The following is a 16,898-nucleotide window of genomic DNA, read 5'->3' as shown; positions in this document are numbered from 1 at the left end:
GTGGCGACCAACAACGCCGGCGGCCTCACCAACCCCGGCAGCCAGAACGGCGGCGGACTGCCGAGCGCGGTCGCCGCCGTACGCATCGACCGGGACGTCGAACCGGCCTGGGAGACCGAGGCGCTGCCCGAATGGGTGGTCACCTGGCTCATCCCCATGCTGTCGGCCGGGCAGAAGTGGCCGGAGGCCAGCGAGAGCGGGCTGTCGAAGCTGGCCCAGGCGTACCAGGCGCTCGGCTCGGCAGCCGTCTCCTCCGCGCCGGAGGCCGGGGCCGCCGTGCGCGTGGTCGCGTCCGGCTGGGCCGCGCCCGCCACCGCCGACTTCGTCTCCAGGGCGCAGTTCCTGTACGGCCACGAGGGCGGCCTGACCGGCGTGTCGGACAACGCGAAGGCGTACACGCAGCAGGCGAGCGACTTCGCCGTCGAGACGCAATACTCCAAGCTCTCCGTCAACGTCGCCTTCTGGGTGACCGTCGTCGCCATCGCCATCGCCCTGTACGCCGCCTTCTTCACCGCCGGGTCCAGCACCGCGATCATCGGCCCGTACGCGGCGGCGGCCCGCGCCGCCATCAGCCGGATCCTCGTCCGGCTGGCCATGGCGGGCGGCAGGCCGCTCGCCGCCCGGCAGCTCGCCCGGGTGACCGTGCTCAACGGCGCGACCGGGCGCGGCCTCATCACCCGGCTGCTCGCCTCCTCGATCGGCCGCGAGCTGATCGAGGAGATCGGCGAGGAGGTCTTCATCGACGCGGCCGCCCAGTACCAGCAGATGAAGATGGGGACCCGGCAGGAGTGGGACTGGAAGAAGACCAGGGCCGCGGCCATCGGCGCGGGCAGCGGCGCGATCATCGGCACCAGGCTGGCCGGGCCGATGTCCCGCGTCACCAGCGGCGTGCCGGGGTTCGCCGGGCGGGCGCTCACCACCGGCCTGACGAACACGATCGCCTCGCCGTTCGGCAGCGTGATCGCCAACAGGATCGTGTACGACCAGTGGCAGGACCCGTTCACCGCGGACGCCCTGCTGGGGGGCTTCTTCGGCGGTGCCGGGCGCACCGGCACGATCAGCCCGTTCAACCCGGACGTGTACACGGCGCTCGCGCATCCGATCACCTCGCTCGCCTCCGCGTACGACGCGGCCGCCCGCACCGACGCCGCCCGTGCCGGTGGGGCCCCGCCCGGTGACCCGGCCGCCGGGAGCCCGGTCAACGGCGGGCCCAACGGCAGCGGGCCGAGCGGCGGCGACCCGGCCGCCGCCGCCGTCGGCCGCCCTGGGGGCGCGGATCCGGCGCAGGTCCGCAGCACCGTCTCCACGCCCGGCCGCGCGCCGGCGAGCCCCGTCGCCACGAACGACCTCACGGGGGACGACGGCGCCCGGCGTACGGCGACCGGCGCTCCGGACGCCGACCCGTCCACCCAGCGCCGCCCCGCCAGGACCGCCTCCCAGCCCTCGACCCCCGACCACCAGCCCCAGGCGCACACGGACGGCTCCGAATCCCGCCGCACGGGGCAGCAGCACCAGCAGTCGAGGCAGCCCGACCCCGCCACCGCCTCACAACCGGCCCCCGACGCCCAGCCGGACGCGTCCCCCGCCCGCCCGGAGGCCCGGACGCCGCAGCCGGCGACCGCATCGCAGCCGGACGCCGCCACCGTCCCGCAACCGGACGCGACCACCGCCTCCCAGCCGAACGCCACCACCGCGCAACAGCCCGACGCCGCGTCGCGGCCGGAGCCCGCTGCCGCCCCGCAACCGGACAGCACCCCCGCCCAGCCAGAGGCCGGCACCGCACCGCAACCGGACGCCGCCGCCGCGCCACAACCGGACAGCGCCGCCGACGTCCAGCCGGAGGCCGCCGGCGTCCAACCGGCGGCGGCCGGCGGGGCGCCGGCCGCCGGGACGGCCACGCGCCTGGCCGATGACGTGGGACCCGCCGACGCCCCCGTCGCCTCCGTGACGCCGGCCGCGCGGGCCCGTACGGCGCTGATCGGCGCGCTCACCGCCGAGTTCCCCGGCGCGGTGCTCGGCCCGACCGGCGACCTGCTCGTCCCCACGGCCGACGGCGTGCGCGCCATCCCGGCCGCGACCATGAACCGCATCCGCACCGTCCTCAACGCCCGCGCCGAACAGGTGGCGAACCTTGCGGACCTCCAGGTGGAGGCGTCCGCCCTGCTCCTGGTCTCCCAAGCCAGGGCGGACCTGGCCACGCCCCCCGCGACCGACACCGCCGCGGACCCCGCCACCGGCCCGGTCCCCGCCACCAGCAAGCCGGGCACGGTCACCTCCCACCCGATTCCCGGCACCCGGTACGTCACCGACGGCCGCACAGGCCCCGACCTGACCCTCGACGAGGTGAAGAACGCGGTCGCCGAGCTCCTGGCCCGCCACTTCCTGACCCAGGGGGTGCTCAGCCTGACCTGGTCGCAGGACGGCAGCACGCTGGTGGTCGAGACCCGCGAGCACGGCACCCACCACTTCCGCCCGGTCGTGGGCGGCCTGTCGTCGTCCAAGCTGATGGGCGAGACCGACCTCGCCGAGGGCGAGAACCTCGCCCGGGGCAACGACGCGAACAACCCGCACGTGGTCCACTTCAACCCGCGGGTCGCCGACGACCAGCTCTCCCGGGTCTGGCTGCACGAGATCACCGACACCCTCCAGGAGGTCAAGGCCGGCGGCAACCGTGGCCGCCGCAGGACCGCCAGGACCGAGGCGACCACGGACCTGTGCGTGGACGCACAGCTCAACGAGCTGGCCCTGCTGACCGAGAAGTGGCACCAGGCGCCGACGCTCCAGGAGAAGCGCCTGCTCGCCCTGGACATCGACGGCCTGGGCCGCAAGCTGGCGCTGCGCGGCCAGACCCTGCCGCCCCCGCCCTGGGCTCCCACCCAGGACACCCGGACGCCGCAGACGCCGCCGTTACCGGGCACCGACCCGACCCTCCAGCAGGTGAGCGACACCATCGACGCGCTCCGCCGCGCCGAGCAGCAGCTCCAGCTCCAGATCACCGCGAAGCAACAGAGCGCCGAGGAGGCCCGCGTGGAGGCCCGCAAGGCCACCCGGCAGGCCAAGAAGGCGCTCAAGCAGCACGACGAGGCCCGTTTCGAGCGGGCGCGCAAGGCCAGGCAGGAGAACCGGGTGCACCGGGCCACGCAGGCCCGCCACACCAGGATCGCCGAGGCGTACAGCGCCGCCCTGTTGCGGGCGACGGCGACGCGCCTGAAGTACGAGCAGGCGCTGTCGGCGATGAGGTACGCCGCCCAGGGCCCCCCGACGCCGCCTGGCGGTGTCCCCCACGCCACGATCGCCCAGAGTTTGACCGCCGAGGCCCTCGGCCTGCACCAGAACTACCTGGACGCGATGGCCGCCGCCCTGCCGGACCCCGACACCCTGCCCGGCGCGATGCCCACAGGACGGCTCGCCCACCTGTCGGCCCTGACCGCCTCGGTGAACGATCTGCTGGCGAGCCACGGGGCGACCTACCGTTTCACTCCGGACGGGCTGGAGCGCGCGCTGCGCGCCGACTTCCACCAGGCCGCCTCCCCCGACGGCCTCGTGCTGCGCGTGGGCCAGGGCGCCAAGGCGGTGGAGGTGCGCGTCCGGCTGAGCCTGAGCGACCTGGCGGAGGTGCTGGACCCCGGCGTCAAGGCGTCGGAGATGATGGTGGGCCTGTTCTTCCAGGCGTCCCACATCGTGTCGGCCACGGAGGCGGGCAGCTTCGGGCTGTCACGCGGCTTCAACACGGCGGTCCTGGCGCAGCTCCTGCCGGAGGGCGACTGGCCGCGGGCCGTGATGGAGCTGGCGGGCATGGGCCTCGGCGTGGACACGGCGGCCCTGGCGCAGCTCATGCCGGACGGCGAATCACTGCAGAACGCGATAAAGCTGGCGGGCGTGGGCCTCGGCCTGGGGAGCGGGCGCAACGTGTCGGCGACGGGCGGCGCCGGCATGTTCGCGCAGGGCGGCTCGGTCGCCGACAACCGGAGCGAGTCGCTGCTGTTCGACGCCGCCGCGCGCTGGACCGTGGACATCCAGACCAGCGAGAGCGGCGGCTGGCGGGGCACGAAGGTGATCGACTCGGGCGCGCCCGGCGACTCCGCCACGCAGCGGCTGTGGGTCTCCCACTCCTACACCGACGCCGCCCCGGACAAGCTGACCTGGATCGACGACGACAAGCGGGATCCGAAGATGCCCAACCATGTCCTGGTCAGCGCCATGACCGGCATGGAGGACGCGCTCACCGAGATCATGGAGGAGGCCGGCGGCGAGTACGCCCAGGTGGGCAGCAAGGCCCACGGCGAGCTGCGCACGTTCATGACCAGGCTGTCCCACCGGCTGCGCGACGCGACCAGGCCGGAGGGGCTGGAGGGCGTCTTCACGGTCAACGGCGAGCCCGACCTCCGGGTGCACGCGAAGACCGAGGTCGTCCTGGTGGCCGCCGAGCCTGTGGGCGGGCGCACCGCCGAGGAGTGGGAGGAGGAGGTGCTCGTCGACTTCGCCGCGGTGCCCGGCGGCACCTCCGCCGGCAGGTCGCTGGACTTCAGCGTCTCCGCAGGCCCCACCATCGCAGCCTTGCAGGGCGTCGACGGCCCCGGCGACTACGCGCCGAACATCGGCCCGAAGGTCAAGGGCTCCAGGTCGGGAAGCCGATCGTACGCGACGACCGCGAACAAGCAGGCCATCCATCCGAGCGTGCACCGCAAGACCAGCCCGAAGCAGGCCTACCGCCTGGAGACGCGGACGACGTTCACGGTGGAGCGGATCGGCCGCCGGCCGGTCAAGCTGCCGCCGGTGCGGAGCTCGGTGGTGGTCAGCATGAGGGAGTCGGCCGCCTACCGCTACGGGCTGCCCGTGGCCCGGTCGGCGCTGGTGTACCGGAACGGTCAGCCGCTCATCGGCCCGGACGGCGTCCCGGTGCTGCGGGGCGATCCGCGGCCCGGCCCGCCGCCCGGCCGCCTGCCGGTGCTGCCGGAGTGGCTCGGCGACGGCCCGGGGCAGATGCGCGGCTCGGGCCCCGCCCTCGTGCAGGACATCGACGGGCTGGACGAGCTGCGTACGAAGGTCATGGACGAGCTGGCCGAACGCGGCATCGTCCCGAAGACCGTGAACGGCGTGCCGCAGTACTCCTCCAACCGCCTCGAACGCGCCAGCCAGATCCTCAACCGGCAGGAGGTCCTGGAGCAGCTCTCCGAGCAACGGATCAGGTCGGCGTACGACGTGCTGGCCCAGGCCGAGCCGGACGGCACCGGCGGCCTCGGCATCGACCTGGTGCTGCACGGCCGCAACAGCGCCCCGGAGCACTACCTGCTGCGCCTGTCGCTGCGGCAGGACTTCCGCGACGTGAAGTACCTCGGCTACACCGACTCCGAGACGGTGGTCAACCTCGACATCGGCTCCGACACCTCGGCGCGCGGGATCAGCAAATCCCGCACGTACGCGGGCGGCGGCTCCGTCGCCATGAGCGACGGCCCGGAGGAGGGCCACGACGGCCTGGCGCACGAGGCGGGCGTCAACGGCGGCGGCAACAGAACCCTCACGGTGGGCTCCAGCGCCGGCGGCACCACCAACCTGGTGAACCTCGACGAGAACGGCGGCCCGAGCTCGATCTTCTCCCTGGGCCACGAGATCCAGGCCGACCTGGTGCACAAGGGTCAGGCCGAGACGCTGGCCACCGCCGAGGGGCGGGCGAAGCTCCTGTTCGCCGCGGACCTCCTCCCGTCGGACCCGAGCGCGGGCGGCCCCACCTCCGTGCCGGCTCCGCTCGGCCCGCTGCGGGGCCGGCTGCTGTCACGGGTCCGGCTGCTCCACATGGACGTGCAGGGGCTGGTCTCCGCCGCGCAGCGGGTGCTCCCGGAGGGGATGCGCGCGGACTCGGCGGCCTACCAGCACCTCGTGGCGTTCCTGAACGTGCGTAACCTCGTCGGCCACCCCAAGCTGCTGAACCGGCCGCTCGCCACCGCTCTGGCGGTCCGCCCCCAGGGGGTGCCGACCCGGTCGGCGCTGTCGGTGTCCGCCGAGACCGGCGAGGCGGAGGTGCTGGCCGTCGTCGACCATGTGAGCGGCAACATCCTGTTCGGGCTGAACAGCGCCGGCGTCTCCTGGGGCGGCTCCTCCGGCGTGAACGTCGGCGCCTCCGTCAGCGGGTCCGACCTCGACGACAACGGCGCCTCCCGCGACGGCGGCACCCTCGGGCTGCCCTCCCGCTCCGGCGGCACCTCCGAGTCCACCTCGCTCCTCGACATCTGGGGCACCGAGGAGCTGACGATCGAGCACGGCCGCCAGTACATCATCCGCGCTCCCGTCGACCTCACGCTGACGGGGGCGGAGAGCAGGATGAACGCCCTGCCCACGGAGAGCCGGCAGCCGGTGGGCGAGATCCGCACCTCCCAGGCGCAGGGCACCGCGCTGTTCTCGCTCCCCGAGTACGACGCCCTGCTCATGTACGCCGAGGGCGACATCGCGCTGCCCGGCCGCCTGGTGGGCGACGCGATCGAGCGGTTCGTCAACGGCAGCCTCACCCTCGACCAGACCCTCGCCGTGCCCCTGGTGCAGCGTTACCTCCAGGACCTCACCGCCGCGCGGGCGGCGGGCGCGGACGTGGGGTACGCCGCCCGGCACACCCCGGAGGTCCTGCTCGCCAAGATCAGGGAGGTGACGGGGCTCGGCCCGGCGGCGACCACCGCCCGGCAGGGCGGCGCGGACCAGCAGCTCGACGAGGCGCTGCGGGACGCGGCGACCCACGTCGAGAACTCCAGGGACGTCGTGCTCGCCTCCTCCTACGACCGGTCACCGGGCATCGGCGCCACCGAGTCGCTGGAGCTGTCCGACGAACAGGGCAACCCGGTCGACCCGCTGGACGCGGTGCTCGACACGGTGGACACCGCCTACCCCCGCATGGCGGAGGTCAGCCCGACGCTGCGCGAGGAGGTGAGCATCGACTTCTCCCGGGAAGCGGTGATCATCCACCTCGCCGACATGTGGTCGCGGACGGGCTACGAGAGGACCTACCACGTACAGGCCGGGGCGCAGAACGCCCGGGCCGAGGAGGTGACGGTCAGGGCGCGGCTGGTCTACGACAACGAGGGCGACTCCCGGAGGGGCAGGATGCTCTCGCACACCTCGCAGGCCGGCACCATCCTCCAGCACTACCGCTACTTCGACCGGACGAGGTCCGCGTCCTACAACGGCTCCTACTCGGGAGGCGTGGACGTCAGCAGCGCGGAGAACGGCGATGGCCAGGGTCTCGGCCTGTCGACGGACCGCAACCGGTCGTACGCGGTGGCGGTGAACCAGCAGGAGGTGCGGCTCCAGCGGATGAGCCAGTTCGCCGGGCACTACCGGGTGGAGCAGAGGCCGAGGCTGGTCATCGAGGTCGAGCGGCGGCAGGTGCGCAAGAACAAGGTGGCCCGGACCACCGCCAAGCTCCTGCGCAGGGTCCGCTACGCCAAGGCCACCTATCGCGCCCGCATCATCCGGCGCATCCCGACCGGCATGATCGTCAACGCGGCCCAGGACCCGGGCCCGGTCGTCCTCACGCCCGACCCGCGACGGGTCGAGCTGCATCCCGGCCACTTCCCGCAGGGAGTGTGGGAAGACCCGCACAAGCCCACCCTCCTGAAGGTCGTCACCGCGCAGTTCACGAAGATGCTGGGCGAGGCCGCGGTCGCGGAGCGCCGGAACGAGCTGGTCAGGCGGCTGTCCCCGTCGGGGCTGGTGACCGCGCTGGAGCGGATGACCGGGCCGGAGGGGCACGTCGAACGGGTGTCGCGGCTGAAGTTCAAGGACCAGGGCGCCCAGGTCAGGATCCGGGCCCGCCTGTCGGACCTCACCGTCGTCGCCGGGCCGTACGAGGCCGAGAAGGGCGAGGTGGACCGCGCTGCCGACGCCACGAACACCACCGTCTCGCGGGGCCGGGCGCTGCCCGTCGGCGTGGGCGGCAACGCCGGTCACGCCGACACCGGCCTGGACGGCGGCATGCGGGTGGGCGAGCAGTCGTCCGAGAGCGTGTCCGACCACCACGGTGCCCGCCGCGAGCGCAGCAAGTTCGAGAAGGGCCGCCTCTACAACGTGCGCCTCCGGGTGGACTACGACCTCACCTTCCAGTACGTGGCCCGGCCGCGCGGCGAGGACGAGCGGGTCGTCGGCGTTCCCGTGCACCTGACCGGCGCCACGAGCGGCGAGGTCGAGGTGACGCTGACGGAGAACGAGCTGGCGGAGCTGCGCTCCCGGATGGAGAACGGCGTCCGGCTCACCCCGTCGCCCGCCGTACCGGAACGGACGGTCGCCTTCGTGCCCGCCCAGAACGTGCGCGGCCTCGTCCAGCTCGTGGAGCTCGCCCGCCTGGCCGCCCGCGAGCGCGGCGAGGTGGTCCGCGTGGCGGTCCGCGAGGCGGACGGCGTCCACCGCTTCCTGGCCTTCCCCGACGGCTCCCTGCTCAGTCAGACCCCGGACGGCGGGTTCGCCGAGGCGCTCGCCACCGTCCCGCCCGCGGTGCTGACCGCCGCCGACCGGATCGGCCTCAACCTGCGCGAGGTCTTCATGAACCCCGGCCTGCCCGGCACGTTCACCCAGCAGGTCGTGGCCGAGCTGGTGGCGCGCGGCACCTTCGTCGTCGACGCCGACAAGCCGGCGTGGCCCGTCCAGCACGTCAGCGGGCAGGCGGCGGTGGGCGGCAGCGTCGGCCAGGGCATCTCGGCCGGCGTGGCCTCGCCCGCCATTGAGAACACGCCGCTGTCCAGGTCGGGACGCCCCGACGGGGACCCCGACCTGACCCTGGACGAGCTGCGCGCGCAGAACGTCACCGCGGCCGACCTCGGCGGCGCCGTCTCCAGCGTGACCTGGACCGGGGACGACACGGTGACCCTGCGGTTCGCCACCGCGCCCGACCAGCACGTCCGTCTGGTGGTGGGCGAGCCCGGCGAGGGGCTGAACGCCTCCACCGAGCTGCGCGCGGGCAACCCGGACCACCCGCACGTGCTGCGCGTCTGGCCGCGCGTCCACCAGGACGTCGTGTCGTCGGTCCTCGTGCACGAGTACTCGCACATCGCGCAGGAGGTCGCGGCGACCGCGGCGGGCGCGCCGCAGGGCGTGATCAGGCCGTCGCTGTCCCCCGGCCAGGCGGAGGGCACGGACCTCTGCGTGGTCCCCCGGCTGGACGAGCACGCCCACCTGTCGGACAAATGGCGCGCGGCCACGGACCCGGCCCGGCGGGCGCTGCTCGCCGACGCGATCGACGCCGTCGCCACCGACCTCGAACGCCGCGGCCACACCCCGCCACCGCCGCCGTGGGGCACGGGGCCGCGCGTGCCCGTGGCCGACCGGTCGCAGGGGCGGATCGCGCGGCTGCTCAACGCCGAGATCACGGCGGGCCTCGACACCTCGGCGGCCGGGCTGTCCCGGCTGGCCGAGATCGCCGGCGTCGCCGACCTGTCCCCGGTGCCGGGCCGCCCCGGCGAGTTCACCGTCACCACCCGAGGCGGCGCCTTCACCCTGACCCTGGAACCGGCACCCGCGGGAACGACGGACGTGCGTGCCACCGAGGCCACACCGGGCCGCCTGACCCTCCACGTCCCGGCGAACCCCGACCACAGGACCACCGTGTCCGTGGCCGAACACCTGGCCACCCACACCACCACCCAGCCCGCCGCTCCCCAGCCCGCCGCCGCCACGAGCGGGACGGCGGCCACGACGCTGGAGGGCCCGGCCGGGGCAGCGACGCTGGCGCGCATCCGGGGCCTCGCGGTCGCGGTGAACCAGGGAGGGAACCGCGACGCGCAAGCGGCGCTGCGGGCCGAGGCTGAGCGGGCGGGACTCGCGCCCGGACAGCCGGGCGCAGCGGCCGCGCTGCTCACACTCGCGCGGACCGGCGCGCTCACCTCCGCCCACGTCGCGGCGATCAGGAACCGCCCGGCGCTGCCGGAGGCCGCCGCCGCCCAGGCTTTCGTACGCGGCGCCGCGCTGATGGGCGCCCGCGTCCACCTGTACGGCCCGGACCTGGCCGACCTCGTGCTGCCCGGCCGCCCGCCGATCCCCGTCGAGATCCGCCCGGACAACAACCCAGGAACGCCCGATCCCGGCGTACTCACCGTACGGATCGACCCCACCCGCACGGTCGGCGCGAACGAGCGCGCCGCCGCCGCGGCCGCCGCCGCCGCGGTCGCCCGCGCCCAGGGCCGGCCGGAAGTCGACCTGGCCGCGCTGGCCGAGGTGCACGAGGCCGTCCGCCAGGTGCGCTCCGCCACCGCCGCGCAGCGCCCCGCCCGGCTGGGGGTGCTGCACGACCTGCTCGCCGCCGCGGGCCCCGGCGTGTGGCGGCTGATCGCCGAACCCGTCGCGGCCGAGCTGGGCACCCTGACGGCGGGCCCCCGTCCGGTGGACCGCCCCGCCCGCTACGCACGGGCCCGCAGGCTGGCGGACACGACCGGCTGGAACCCGCCGCCGGAGTGCATCTGCCCCGACAACGAGCCGTGCCGCTGCGGCCTGCGCCCGAACCTCTGGCAGCGTCCCGGCGAGCAGCAGCGAATAGGAGCATGAGCGCCCCCACGGGGTCGGGCATCATGGAAATTCCGCCGAAGAAAGGACGGGTATGGCATTCGCGGTGGCCCGGACGAGGGACGAGGCCCATCTCTACTTCGACCTGCATCCGTGCGCCTGCGGGTCGGTCGACACCACCTGGCGCAGCGGCCTGGTGAATGTCGAGGGGGCCCTGGCCAACCGCTACACGGGGGTGTGCGAGGGGTGCGGGGCGGCCCGCGAGTACGTGTTCGGGCTGCCGGAACAGCCGGTGATGCCGTCCGGCTACCCGACGTTCGGCGGTCCCGAGCCTTCAGAGCTGCTGGACGCGGGCGAATGGCTGTGGGTCGCCGATCTCACGGCGGGCAACGTCCCCGTCGACGACCGGGACGAGGCGCTGCGGTCGCTGCGCGTCGCGGCGGCGGCCGTCGAGGAGGCCGTCAAGTTCGTGCCGCCGGGCGCGGACGCGGTGCCGGACGACGGGTTCTGGTCGGAGCGCGGGCGGCTGGTGCGGGCGGCCGAGCCGGGCAGGTTCGCGCTCGACCGGCTGCTGATCGTCCGCGACACCTACCAGGAGCTGGCGGGCCGTTATGTCTGAGCGCGGGCTGGCGCGTTCGCTGGTGGAGGCGTACGTGCACTTCGACCTGCTCCAGCCGCAGGGCTCGGCGGCGGCCGAGGTCACGCACGAGCCGGACGGCCTGGTGCTGCGGCTGGGCGCCGCCGAGGTGCTGGTGCCGTACGAGGCGGAGGAGGCGGCCCGCGCGGAGGGGCTGACCTTCGGCGCGGGCCTGTCGGAGCTCCTGGACCCCGGCCAGTGGACGCTGGTCGCGGCCACCTACGCCGACCGCGCGCTGGAGGGCGGGCTGATGTACGCCGCCGGCGTGGCGGCCGGCGAGGACGCCTACACGAAGGTGACCACCAACTGGCGCTTCGCCGCCGACGCCCTGGCCGAGGCCCTGAAATTCTTCCCCGAGGGCGCCACCGAGCTGCCCCCGGAGGCGTTCTGGACCGAGGAGGGCCAGGCCCTGCGGGCCTCGGACCCCGCCCGTCTCACCCGCGACAAACTGGAACGCGACCTCACCTTCTACCGCCGCAGCCTGACCGACTTCCAACGCCTGCGCACCCGCTGATCAGCGCGTCAGCAGGCCGTGGGAGAGCTGGTCGGCGGCCCAGTCCTCCCACTGCGGCGTCGTCCAGCCGCATTCGCGCCGCATCACCAGAAACAGGTCCGGCGACAGGATCCCCACGGTGATGTCGGTGGCCCGGCGTTCCGTCAGGCCGGGCCGCAGGGTCCCCAGACGGGCCAGCATGGCGACGACCGTGCCGTGGGCGGTGTGCCGCTCCCGGCTGTTGGCGGCCCATTGGGCGGCCATGCCAGCGTCACCGGCCGCCGCGTCCCGCACCACCGCCAGGACGGGGGCGACCCGGTCGAGGATGACCCCGCTCTCGTGAACCCATCCTCCTACGACCTTCGCCGGGTCCACCGTCGCCTGCAAGGCCGCGAACCAGGGCCGTTCCAGGAGCGGGACGGGCTCGTCGTCCCCGGCGGAGGCGACGTCGACCACGTGCTTGAGCAACTCGCTCTTGGTTCCGTAATGGAAGTAGACCGTCTGCACCGAAACCTCGGCCGCGTCGGCGACCAGCTGGAACGTCGTCCCGGCGTAGCCGCGCACGACGAACAGCTCGTGGGCGGCGCTCACGATGCGGTTTCTGGTCTCCGCCGAACGGCGTTTCGGACTCCTGGCCTCTTCCATTTGTTTAGAGTAGCACCTTAAAGTGTGGCCTTAGAGTCTCACTACAAGAGGTGAATCATGGCGCTCTTAGGTGGGTTCCACCACGTCAAGCTGCCGGTCTCCGACGTGCACAAGAGCCTGGAGTGGTACCGCCGCACGCTCGGCCTCAAGGTGGAGATCGAGTTCGTCGAGGACGGCGTGCTGCGCGGCGTCGCGCTGACCGACGCGGGCCGGACGCTCATGCTCGCGCTGCGCGAGGAGCCCGATCGGGCCGCAGGCTGGTACGGGTTCGACCCGGTCGCACTGGCCGTGCCGACCCTCCAAGCCCTCCGCACCTGGTCCGACCACCTGGACGCGCTCGAGATCAGCCACTCCGGCATCGCCGAAGGCAGCGTGGGATGGCTGATCAGCGGCATCACCGACCCCGACGGCATCGAGATCCGGCTCTACACCCAGCAGAGGCGACCATGAGCGCACTCCACCTCCCCGCCGGCACCGGCGCCACCCATCACTTCCTCGGCACCACGATGACCGTGAAAGCGGGAACGCCGGAGACCGCCGGCGCCCTGACCCTCATCGAACAGGAATGCCCGCCGGATTTCGCCACCCCCTGGCACGTGCACCAGAACGACGACGAGGCGTTCTACGTGCTGTCGGGAACCGTCCAGCTGTACTGCGGCGACCGGACCTGGCAGGCCGGACCCGGCGACTTCGTCCTGCTCCCCCGCCACCTGCCCCACGCCTTCGCCAACCGCCAGGACTCCCCGCTCCGCCTGCTGCAACTGACCTGGCCGGCCGGCTTCGAACACTTCGCGGCCGACATCGCCGGCGGTGGCCCCGACCCCGCCCTGCTGGCCGAGGTGGCCGCCCGCCACGGCTACCAGATCCTCGGCCCACCACCGGACGCCACCTAGTGAAGCTCCCGCAGAATTTCCTCTGGCGGCATTTCGTTCAGCTCGCCGCCCGCCGAAAATAGCGGAAGACTGAATTGTCGGCGGCGCTCTCAAGAATGCCGACCGGCACGATCTCGCGCGAAACCACATCGTGCTGGGCGACCACCCGGTCGAGGGAACCCTGGCTCTTCTCGATCAACCGATGAGGTGTTCTATGCCGATCCCCGTGGCCGTGAGGGCGGCGGAGACCGACGTGAGGGCGAGCACGACGAGAGCGCATCCGCTCGACGAGGATGAATTCGAGTTCATTTTGGCAGCGGTCCGGTGGTAGAGCTTCACGGCGGGATCGTTTTCGTCGTCGTAATCCCCGTCGTGGTAGGCGACCATCTTCGCGGCGCACAATGCGCAGAGGCTTCCCTCCGACACCTCTTTGCCGCAACCGTTGCAATGCGCCATGCTCTCAACCTCCGCGTGGTCCGGTTGTCGGAGAGTACCAATCCAGGCGGAACTTCTACAGGGATAGTCGATGTACGTGCGCTGCATTGTCAATTCGCATCCGGCGCCCATCGAGGGAAGGACCCCCGCGATGTTCAACCGGCGAGCCCGTTCTCCGTGCCAGGTGCCGGCGGGATCGCCCGGACACCCGTCGTGGCGCTGGCCGACTCCACGAGCTCGGGGCTGCCGAGCGGTCGCGTACTCTGCTCGGCCGCCTTGAGCTCGACCAGTTGGCTCTCCACGACCTTGAGCGTGTGGAACTTGCGCGCGGTCACCATGACCCGCCCCTCCATCGACCCGACCGTGTCGTTGTACGCCTTGACCGACCGGTCGAGGGACCTGCCCAGAGCGTTCAAATGCGAGCCCATGACCGAAAGCCGCTCGTACAGTTCCCGGCCGAGTTCGTACACCTGCTTGAGGTTGTCCTGCAGCGCCGCCTGGGTCCACGCGAACGCCACGGTGCGGAGCAGGGCGATGAGCGAGGTCGGCGTCGCGATCAGGACGTTCTTGGCGATCGCGTACTCGAGCAGGGTCGGCTCCTTCTCCAGCGCCGGCTGGAGGAAGGCGTCACTGGGCACGAAGAGCACGACGAACTCGGGTGATGCGGCGACCTTCCGGAAGTACTCCTTGCCCCCGAGCGCATCCACGTGCTGGCGCAGCTGCCGGGCATGGTCGGCCCAGTGCCTGTCCGTCTCGGCCTCATCGTCGGCCTCGACCGCTGACATGAACGCGGCCATCGGAACCTTGGAGTCCACGACGACGTGCTTGCCACCCGACAGATGGATCAGCATGTCGGGCCGGAGTGAGCCCTCGCTGTCGGCGAAGTGGACCTGGGTGTCGAAGTCGCACCGCTCGACCAGGCCCGCCTGCTCCACGGCCCTCTTGAGATGCATCTCGCCCCAGGATCCGCGTACCTGCGGCTTCTTGAGCGCCTCGACGAGCGCCCGGGTCTCCTTCCGGGTCCGCTGGCCTTCCTCGGTCAGGGTGAGCAGCTGCTGGCTCAGTGTGGCCTCGGCCGCCACGCGGGTGGTGGAGAACTCCTTGAGCTGCCGGTCCATCTCCGCCAACTGATCACGGACCGGCTTGCTGGCCGCGTTCAGGGTCGCCTCGGCCTTGGTCACCAGCTCGGCCTGAGACTGCTTCAGCATCTGGTTGGTCGCCGCGCGCAGCGTCTCCTCCAGGAGCCGGTTGTTGTCCGAGCGGGTCTGATCGAGCTCCTGGCGGACAGCCTGCACCGTCGCGGCCTGCTCCAGCAGCGCCTGTTTCTGCATGACCAACTCGGCAAGCTGCGTCTTCAGGTCCTGGATCTCCGAGCGCAGGACCGACTCCCTCGCCCTCAGCTCGGTGATCGAGAGTTCGGTGCCGCGGAGAAGACGACCCGCTTCCGCTCCTCGCGCCTGCTCCGCCTGGAGTTCCGCTCGCAGCCGCTCCGCGTCGGCCGCCTTCTGTTGGAGGCTGCTCCGAGTCGCCTCCACCTCGGCGCCGAGCCGGCCGAGTCGCTCGTCCAGTGTTCTGCGCTCGGTCAGGGCGGTGGTGTGTGCCTGGCTCAAATCGGCCAGTTGCCGCTGGGCCCTGTCCAGTTCGGCACGGAGCGCGGCCGCCTGCTCGGCGGCCTGGGCTCGCTGTTCCTCGGCGAGCTTCAACGCGACCCGCTCGTCCGCCGCGCGGCCACGGGCGACCAGATACGCGATCGTGGCGCTGACCAGCACAAGCACGATCGCCAGTACGACAAGGGAGACGGGAGTCATCTCAGGCCACCCGCTTCCAGTCCTGGCACCCGTTGGTCTCGAAGAACTCGCCCTTCTTGACGGCGACTCTGGTCTGCCCCTGGACGTTGCCGTTGGCGATGATGGCGGTGAGCTCGCCGGAGGCGTTCTTCAGGCGGGCCCAGTAGCAGTTGGAGCCGTCCGCCCCGGCCGTCTTGTAGGTGCCGGGCTTGATGTCCTCGCCGACGAGGTACTGACCGTCACCGGAGAACACGGTCTGCGGGCCGTCCTCTTCCTCCGGGTCCACCACGGGCTCTGCGGTGACCGTCTTGGTTGCGGCAGGCGCCGACTCGGCCTGCGTGGTCTCGGTCACCGTGACGACGGGGCGCGGGGAGGCCGAGGTCCCGGTGTCGCCACCCGCGCCGATCGCCACGCCGATGGTCAACGAGACGATCGCGGTCAGACCGTAAGCCAGGAAACGCCGGCCGGGCCGGGCCAGGGGCACCACGGGGGCGGCCGGCTGCCAGCCGGGCTGGGCGAAGGACTGCTGGTACGGCGGCTGCGGGTGGGGACCCGTGCCGAGGTTCTGGTTGGTCATGTCGAGTCCTCTCGCGGTCGGACTTCTGAGCCCGAAGGGGTTGACGAGAGAACTGTGGTTCAGGCTCCTTGATGAGCGCTAAATTAATTCCGATAACCCCCCTTATCGACATTTGTTTATTTACGAGCGGTTTTGCACTACCGAGCCTCCGCAGAGCTCGCGGTACGCCTCGCGCAGTTCGGCGGCCTCGGGGGCACGCCTTGCTTCCAGGCCACTGACCACCTCGGCTGCCCGCCAGTAGTGGGAGGGTACGAGGAGTCCGCTGGTCATCGCGGCGAGAGTCAGATGTCCCGCCTCGTCGGGCTGGTCGGCGGCCAGGAGCGCGAGTGCCAGGTCGAGCCGCGCGGCCACGGCCCTGCGCGGCCGTGGCGGGCCGTCGGTCGCCGACTCCAGCCGGGCCAGCACTCCCCGGGAGTACGGCTCAGCCGATGGATCACCGAGCCAGCACAAGGTGGTCGCGAGGTAGGCGTCGGACTTGGCGGGGTCGTACCGGTAGTGATGTTCGGCCCGGTCGGGGACGTGCAGAGGTTCGACGAGCCGCATCAGCCGGTTCAGCGTCTCGTGGGTCTCCCGGGGCCGGCCGAGGCGCGCCCAGGCCCGGCCCTCCTGGGCGGTCGCCTGGATGTACGCCGAGCTGCCGCCGGGCGCGACTCGTTGCGCCGCCTGGGCGAGGGCCAGGGCTTGCCCGAACTCGCCGTCGGTGAGGACCTGCCACGCCTCCGTCTCCAGACACCAGGCAGCAATTTCCCGATGCTCTGACTCCTTTGCGAGCTGGGCGGCCGTTCGGAGCCGTGCGGCGGCGGCCGGAAACCGGCGCAGGTCGATGAGGCAGGTCGCGGCGAGGAGAGAGAGCCAGCCGCCGGCCACCAGGAGCCGCCGATGCTCGGTGAGCGTCTTCTTGGCGTCCAGGAGTTGGGAGACGTAGGAGAGGTGACGGCGCACCCGCCCAGCAACTCGCGAGGCGGCATCCTCGGGT

Annotated in this window: 10 protein-coding genes and 1 pseudogene; 5 read left to right on the top strand and 6 right to left on the bottom strand. The window is 72.5% G+C overall.

The window, feature by feature from the left end:
* The 3 genes from AC27IY_RS06045 to AC27IY_RS06035 are packed head-to-tail and all read left to right on the top strand — an operon-like array spanning position 1 to position 11,627.
* Positions 1–10,518 (top strand): WXG100-like domain-containing protein, encoded by a 10,518-nt coding sequence (locus AC27IY_RS06045; protein WP_487177345.1) that lies wholly within the window; start codon positions 1–3, stop codon positions 10,516–10,518.
* A gap of 52 nt (positions 10,519–10,570) precedes the next feature.
* Positions 10,571–11,095: a hypothetical protein gene (locus AC27IY_RS06040; protein ID WP_487177344.1), complete on the top strand. Its 525-nt coding sequence runs from the start codon at positions 10,571–10,573 to the stop codon at positions 11,093–11,095.
* Positions 11,088–11,627, top strand: coding sequence for a hypothetical protein (locus AC27IY_RS06035; protein WP_487177343.1), 540 nt, complete (start codon positions 11,088–11,090; stop codon positions 11,625–11,627). The genes AC27IY_RS06040 and AC27IY_RS06035 overlap by 8 nt, the downstream gene beginning before the upstream one ends.
* Here AC27IY_RS06035 and AC27IY_RS06030 read toward each other — a convergent pair whose 3' ends face one another.
* The gene (locus AC27IY_RS06030; protein ID WP_487177342.1) at positions 11,628–12,197 is read right to left on the bottom strand and encodes a helix-turn-helix domain-containing protein; all 570 of its coding nucleotides are present in this window, start codon (positions 12,195–12,197) and stop codon (positions 11,628–11,630) included. It lies immediately after the preceding gene.
* Positions 12,198–12,308: 111 nt separating this feature from the next.
* Here AC27IY_RS06030 and AC27IY_RS06025 point away from each other — a divergent pair, with 111 nt between their 5' ends.
* Positions 12,309–12,701, top strand: a complete 393-nt coding sequence (locus AC27IY_RS06025; RefSeq protein WP_487177341.1) for a VOC family protein — start codon at positions 12,309–12,311, stop codon at positions 12,699–12,701.
* Positions 12,698–13,144 (top strand): cupin domain-containing protein, encoded by a 447-nt coding sequence (locus AC27IY_RS06020; RefSeq protein ID WP_487177340.1) that lies wholly within the window; start codon positions 12,698–12,700, stop codon positions 13,142–13,144. Before AC27IY_RS06025 ends, AC27IY_RS06020 begins: the two co-directional genes overlap by 4 nt.
* A gap of 37 nt (positions 13,145–13,181) precedes the next feature.
* Here the strand turns inward: AC27IY_RS06020 and AC27IY_RS06015 are convergent, their stop codons facing one another.
* The 5 genes and pseudogenes from AC27IY_RS06015 to AC27IY_RS05995 form a co-directional block, all read right to left on the bottom strand.
* The gene (locus AC27IY_RS06015) at positions 13,182–13,322 is read right to left on the bottom strand and encodes a hypothetical protein (RefSeq protein ID WP_487177339.1); all 141 of its coding nucleotides are present in this window, start codon (positions 13,320–13,322) and stop codon (positions 13,182–13,184) included.
* A complete protein-coding gene (locus tag AC27IY_RS06010; RefSeq protein WP_423446299.1) occupies positions 13,319–13,579 on the bottom strand; it encodes a hypothetical protein in 261 nt (86 codons plus the stop codon). The genes AC27IY_RS06015 and AC27IY_RS06010 overlap by 4 nt, the downstream gene beginning before the upstream one ends.
* A gap of 134 nt (positions 13,580–13,713) precedes the next feature.
* Positions 13,714–15,366 (bottom strand): DNA recombination protein RmuC, encoded by a 1,653-nt coding sequence (locus AC27IY_RS06005; RefSeq protein ID WP_487177338.1) that lies wholly within the window; start codon positions 15,364–15,366, stop codon positions 13,714–13,716.
* Between the two features lies 1 nt (position 15,367).
* Positions 15,368–15,922, bottom strand: a complete 555-nt coding sequence (locus tag AC27IY_RS06000; protein WP_487177337.1) for an Rv1352/Rv1906c domain-containing protein — start codon at positions 15,920–15,922, stop codon at positions 15,368–15,370.
* A 120-nt stretch (positions 15,923–16,042) separates the two neighbouring features.
* Positions 16,043–16,867, bottom strand: a pseudogene (locus AC27IY_RS05995) (NsdA family TPR-like regulatory protein); the annotation flags it as partial.
* Between the last annotated feature and the right edge of the window lie 31 nt (positions 16,868–16,898).

The organism is Nonomuraea sp. B208 (assembly GCF_057536035.1).
This window is presented reverse-complemented; position numbering and strand designations above follow the sequence as displayed.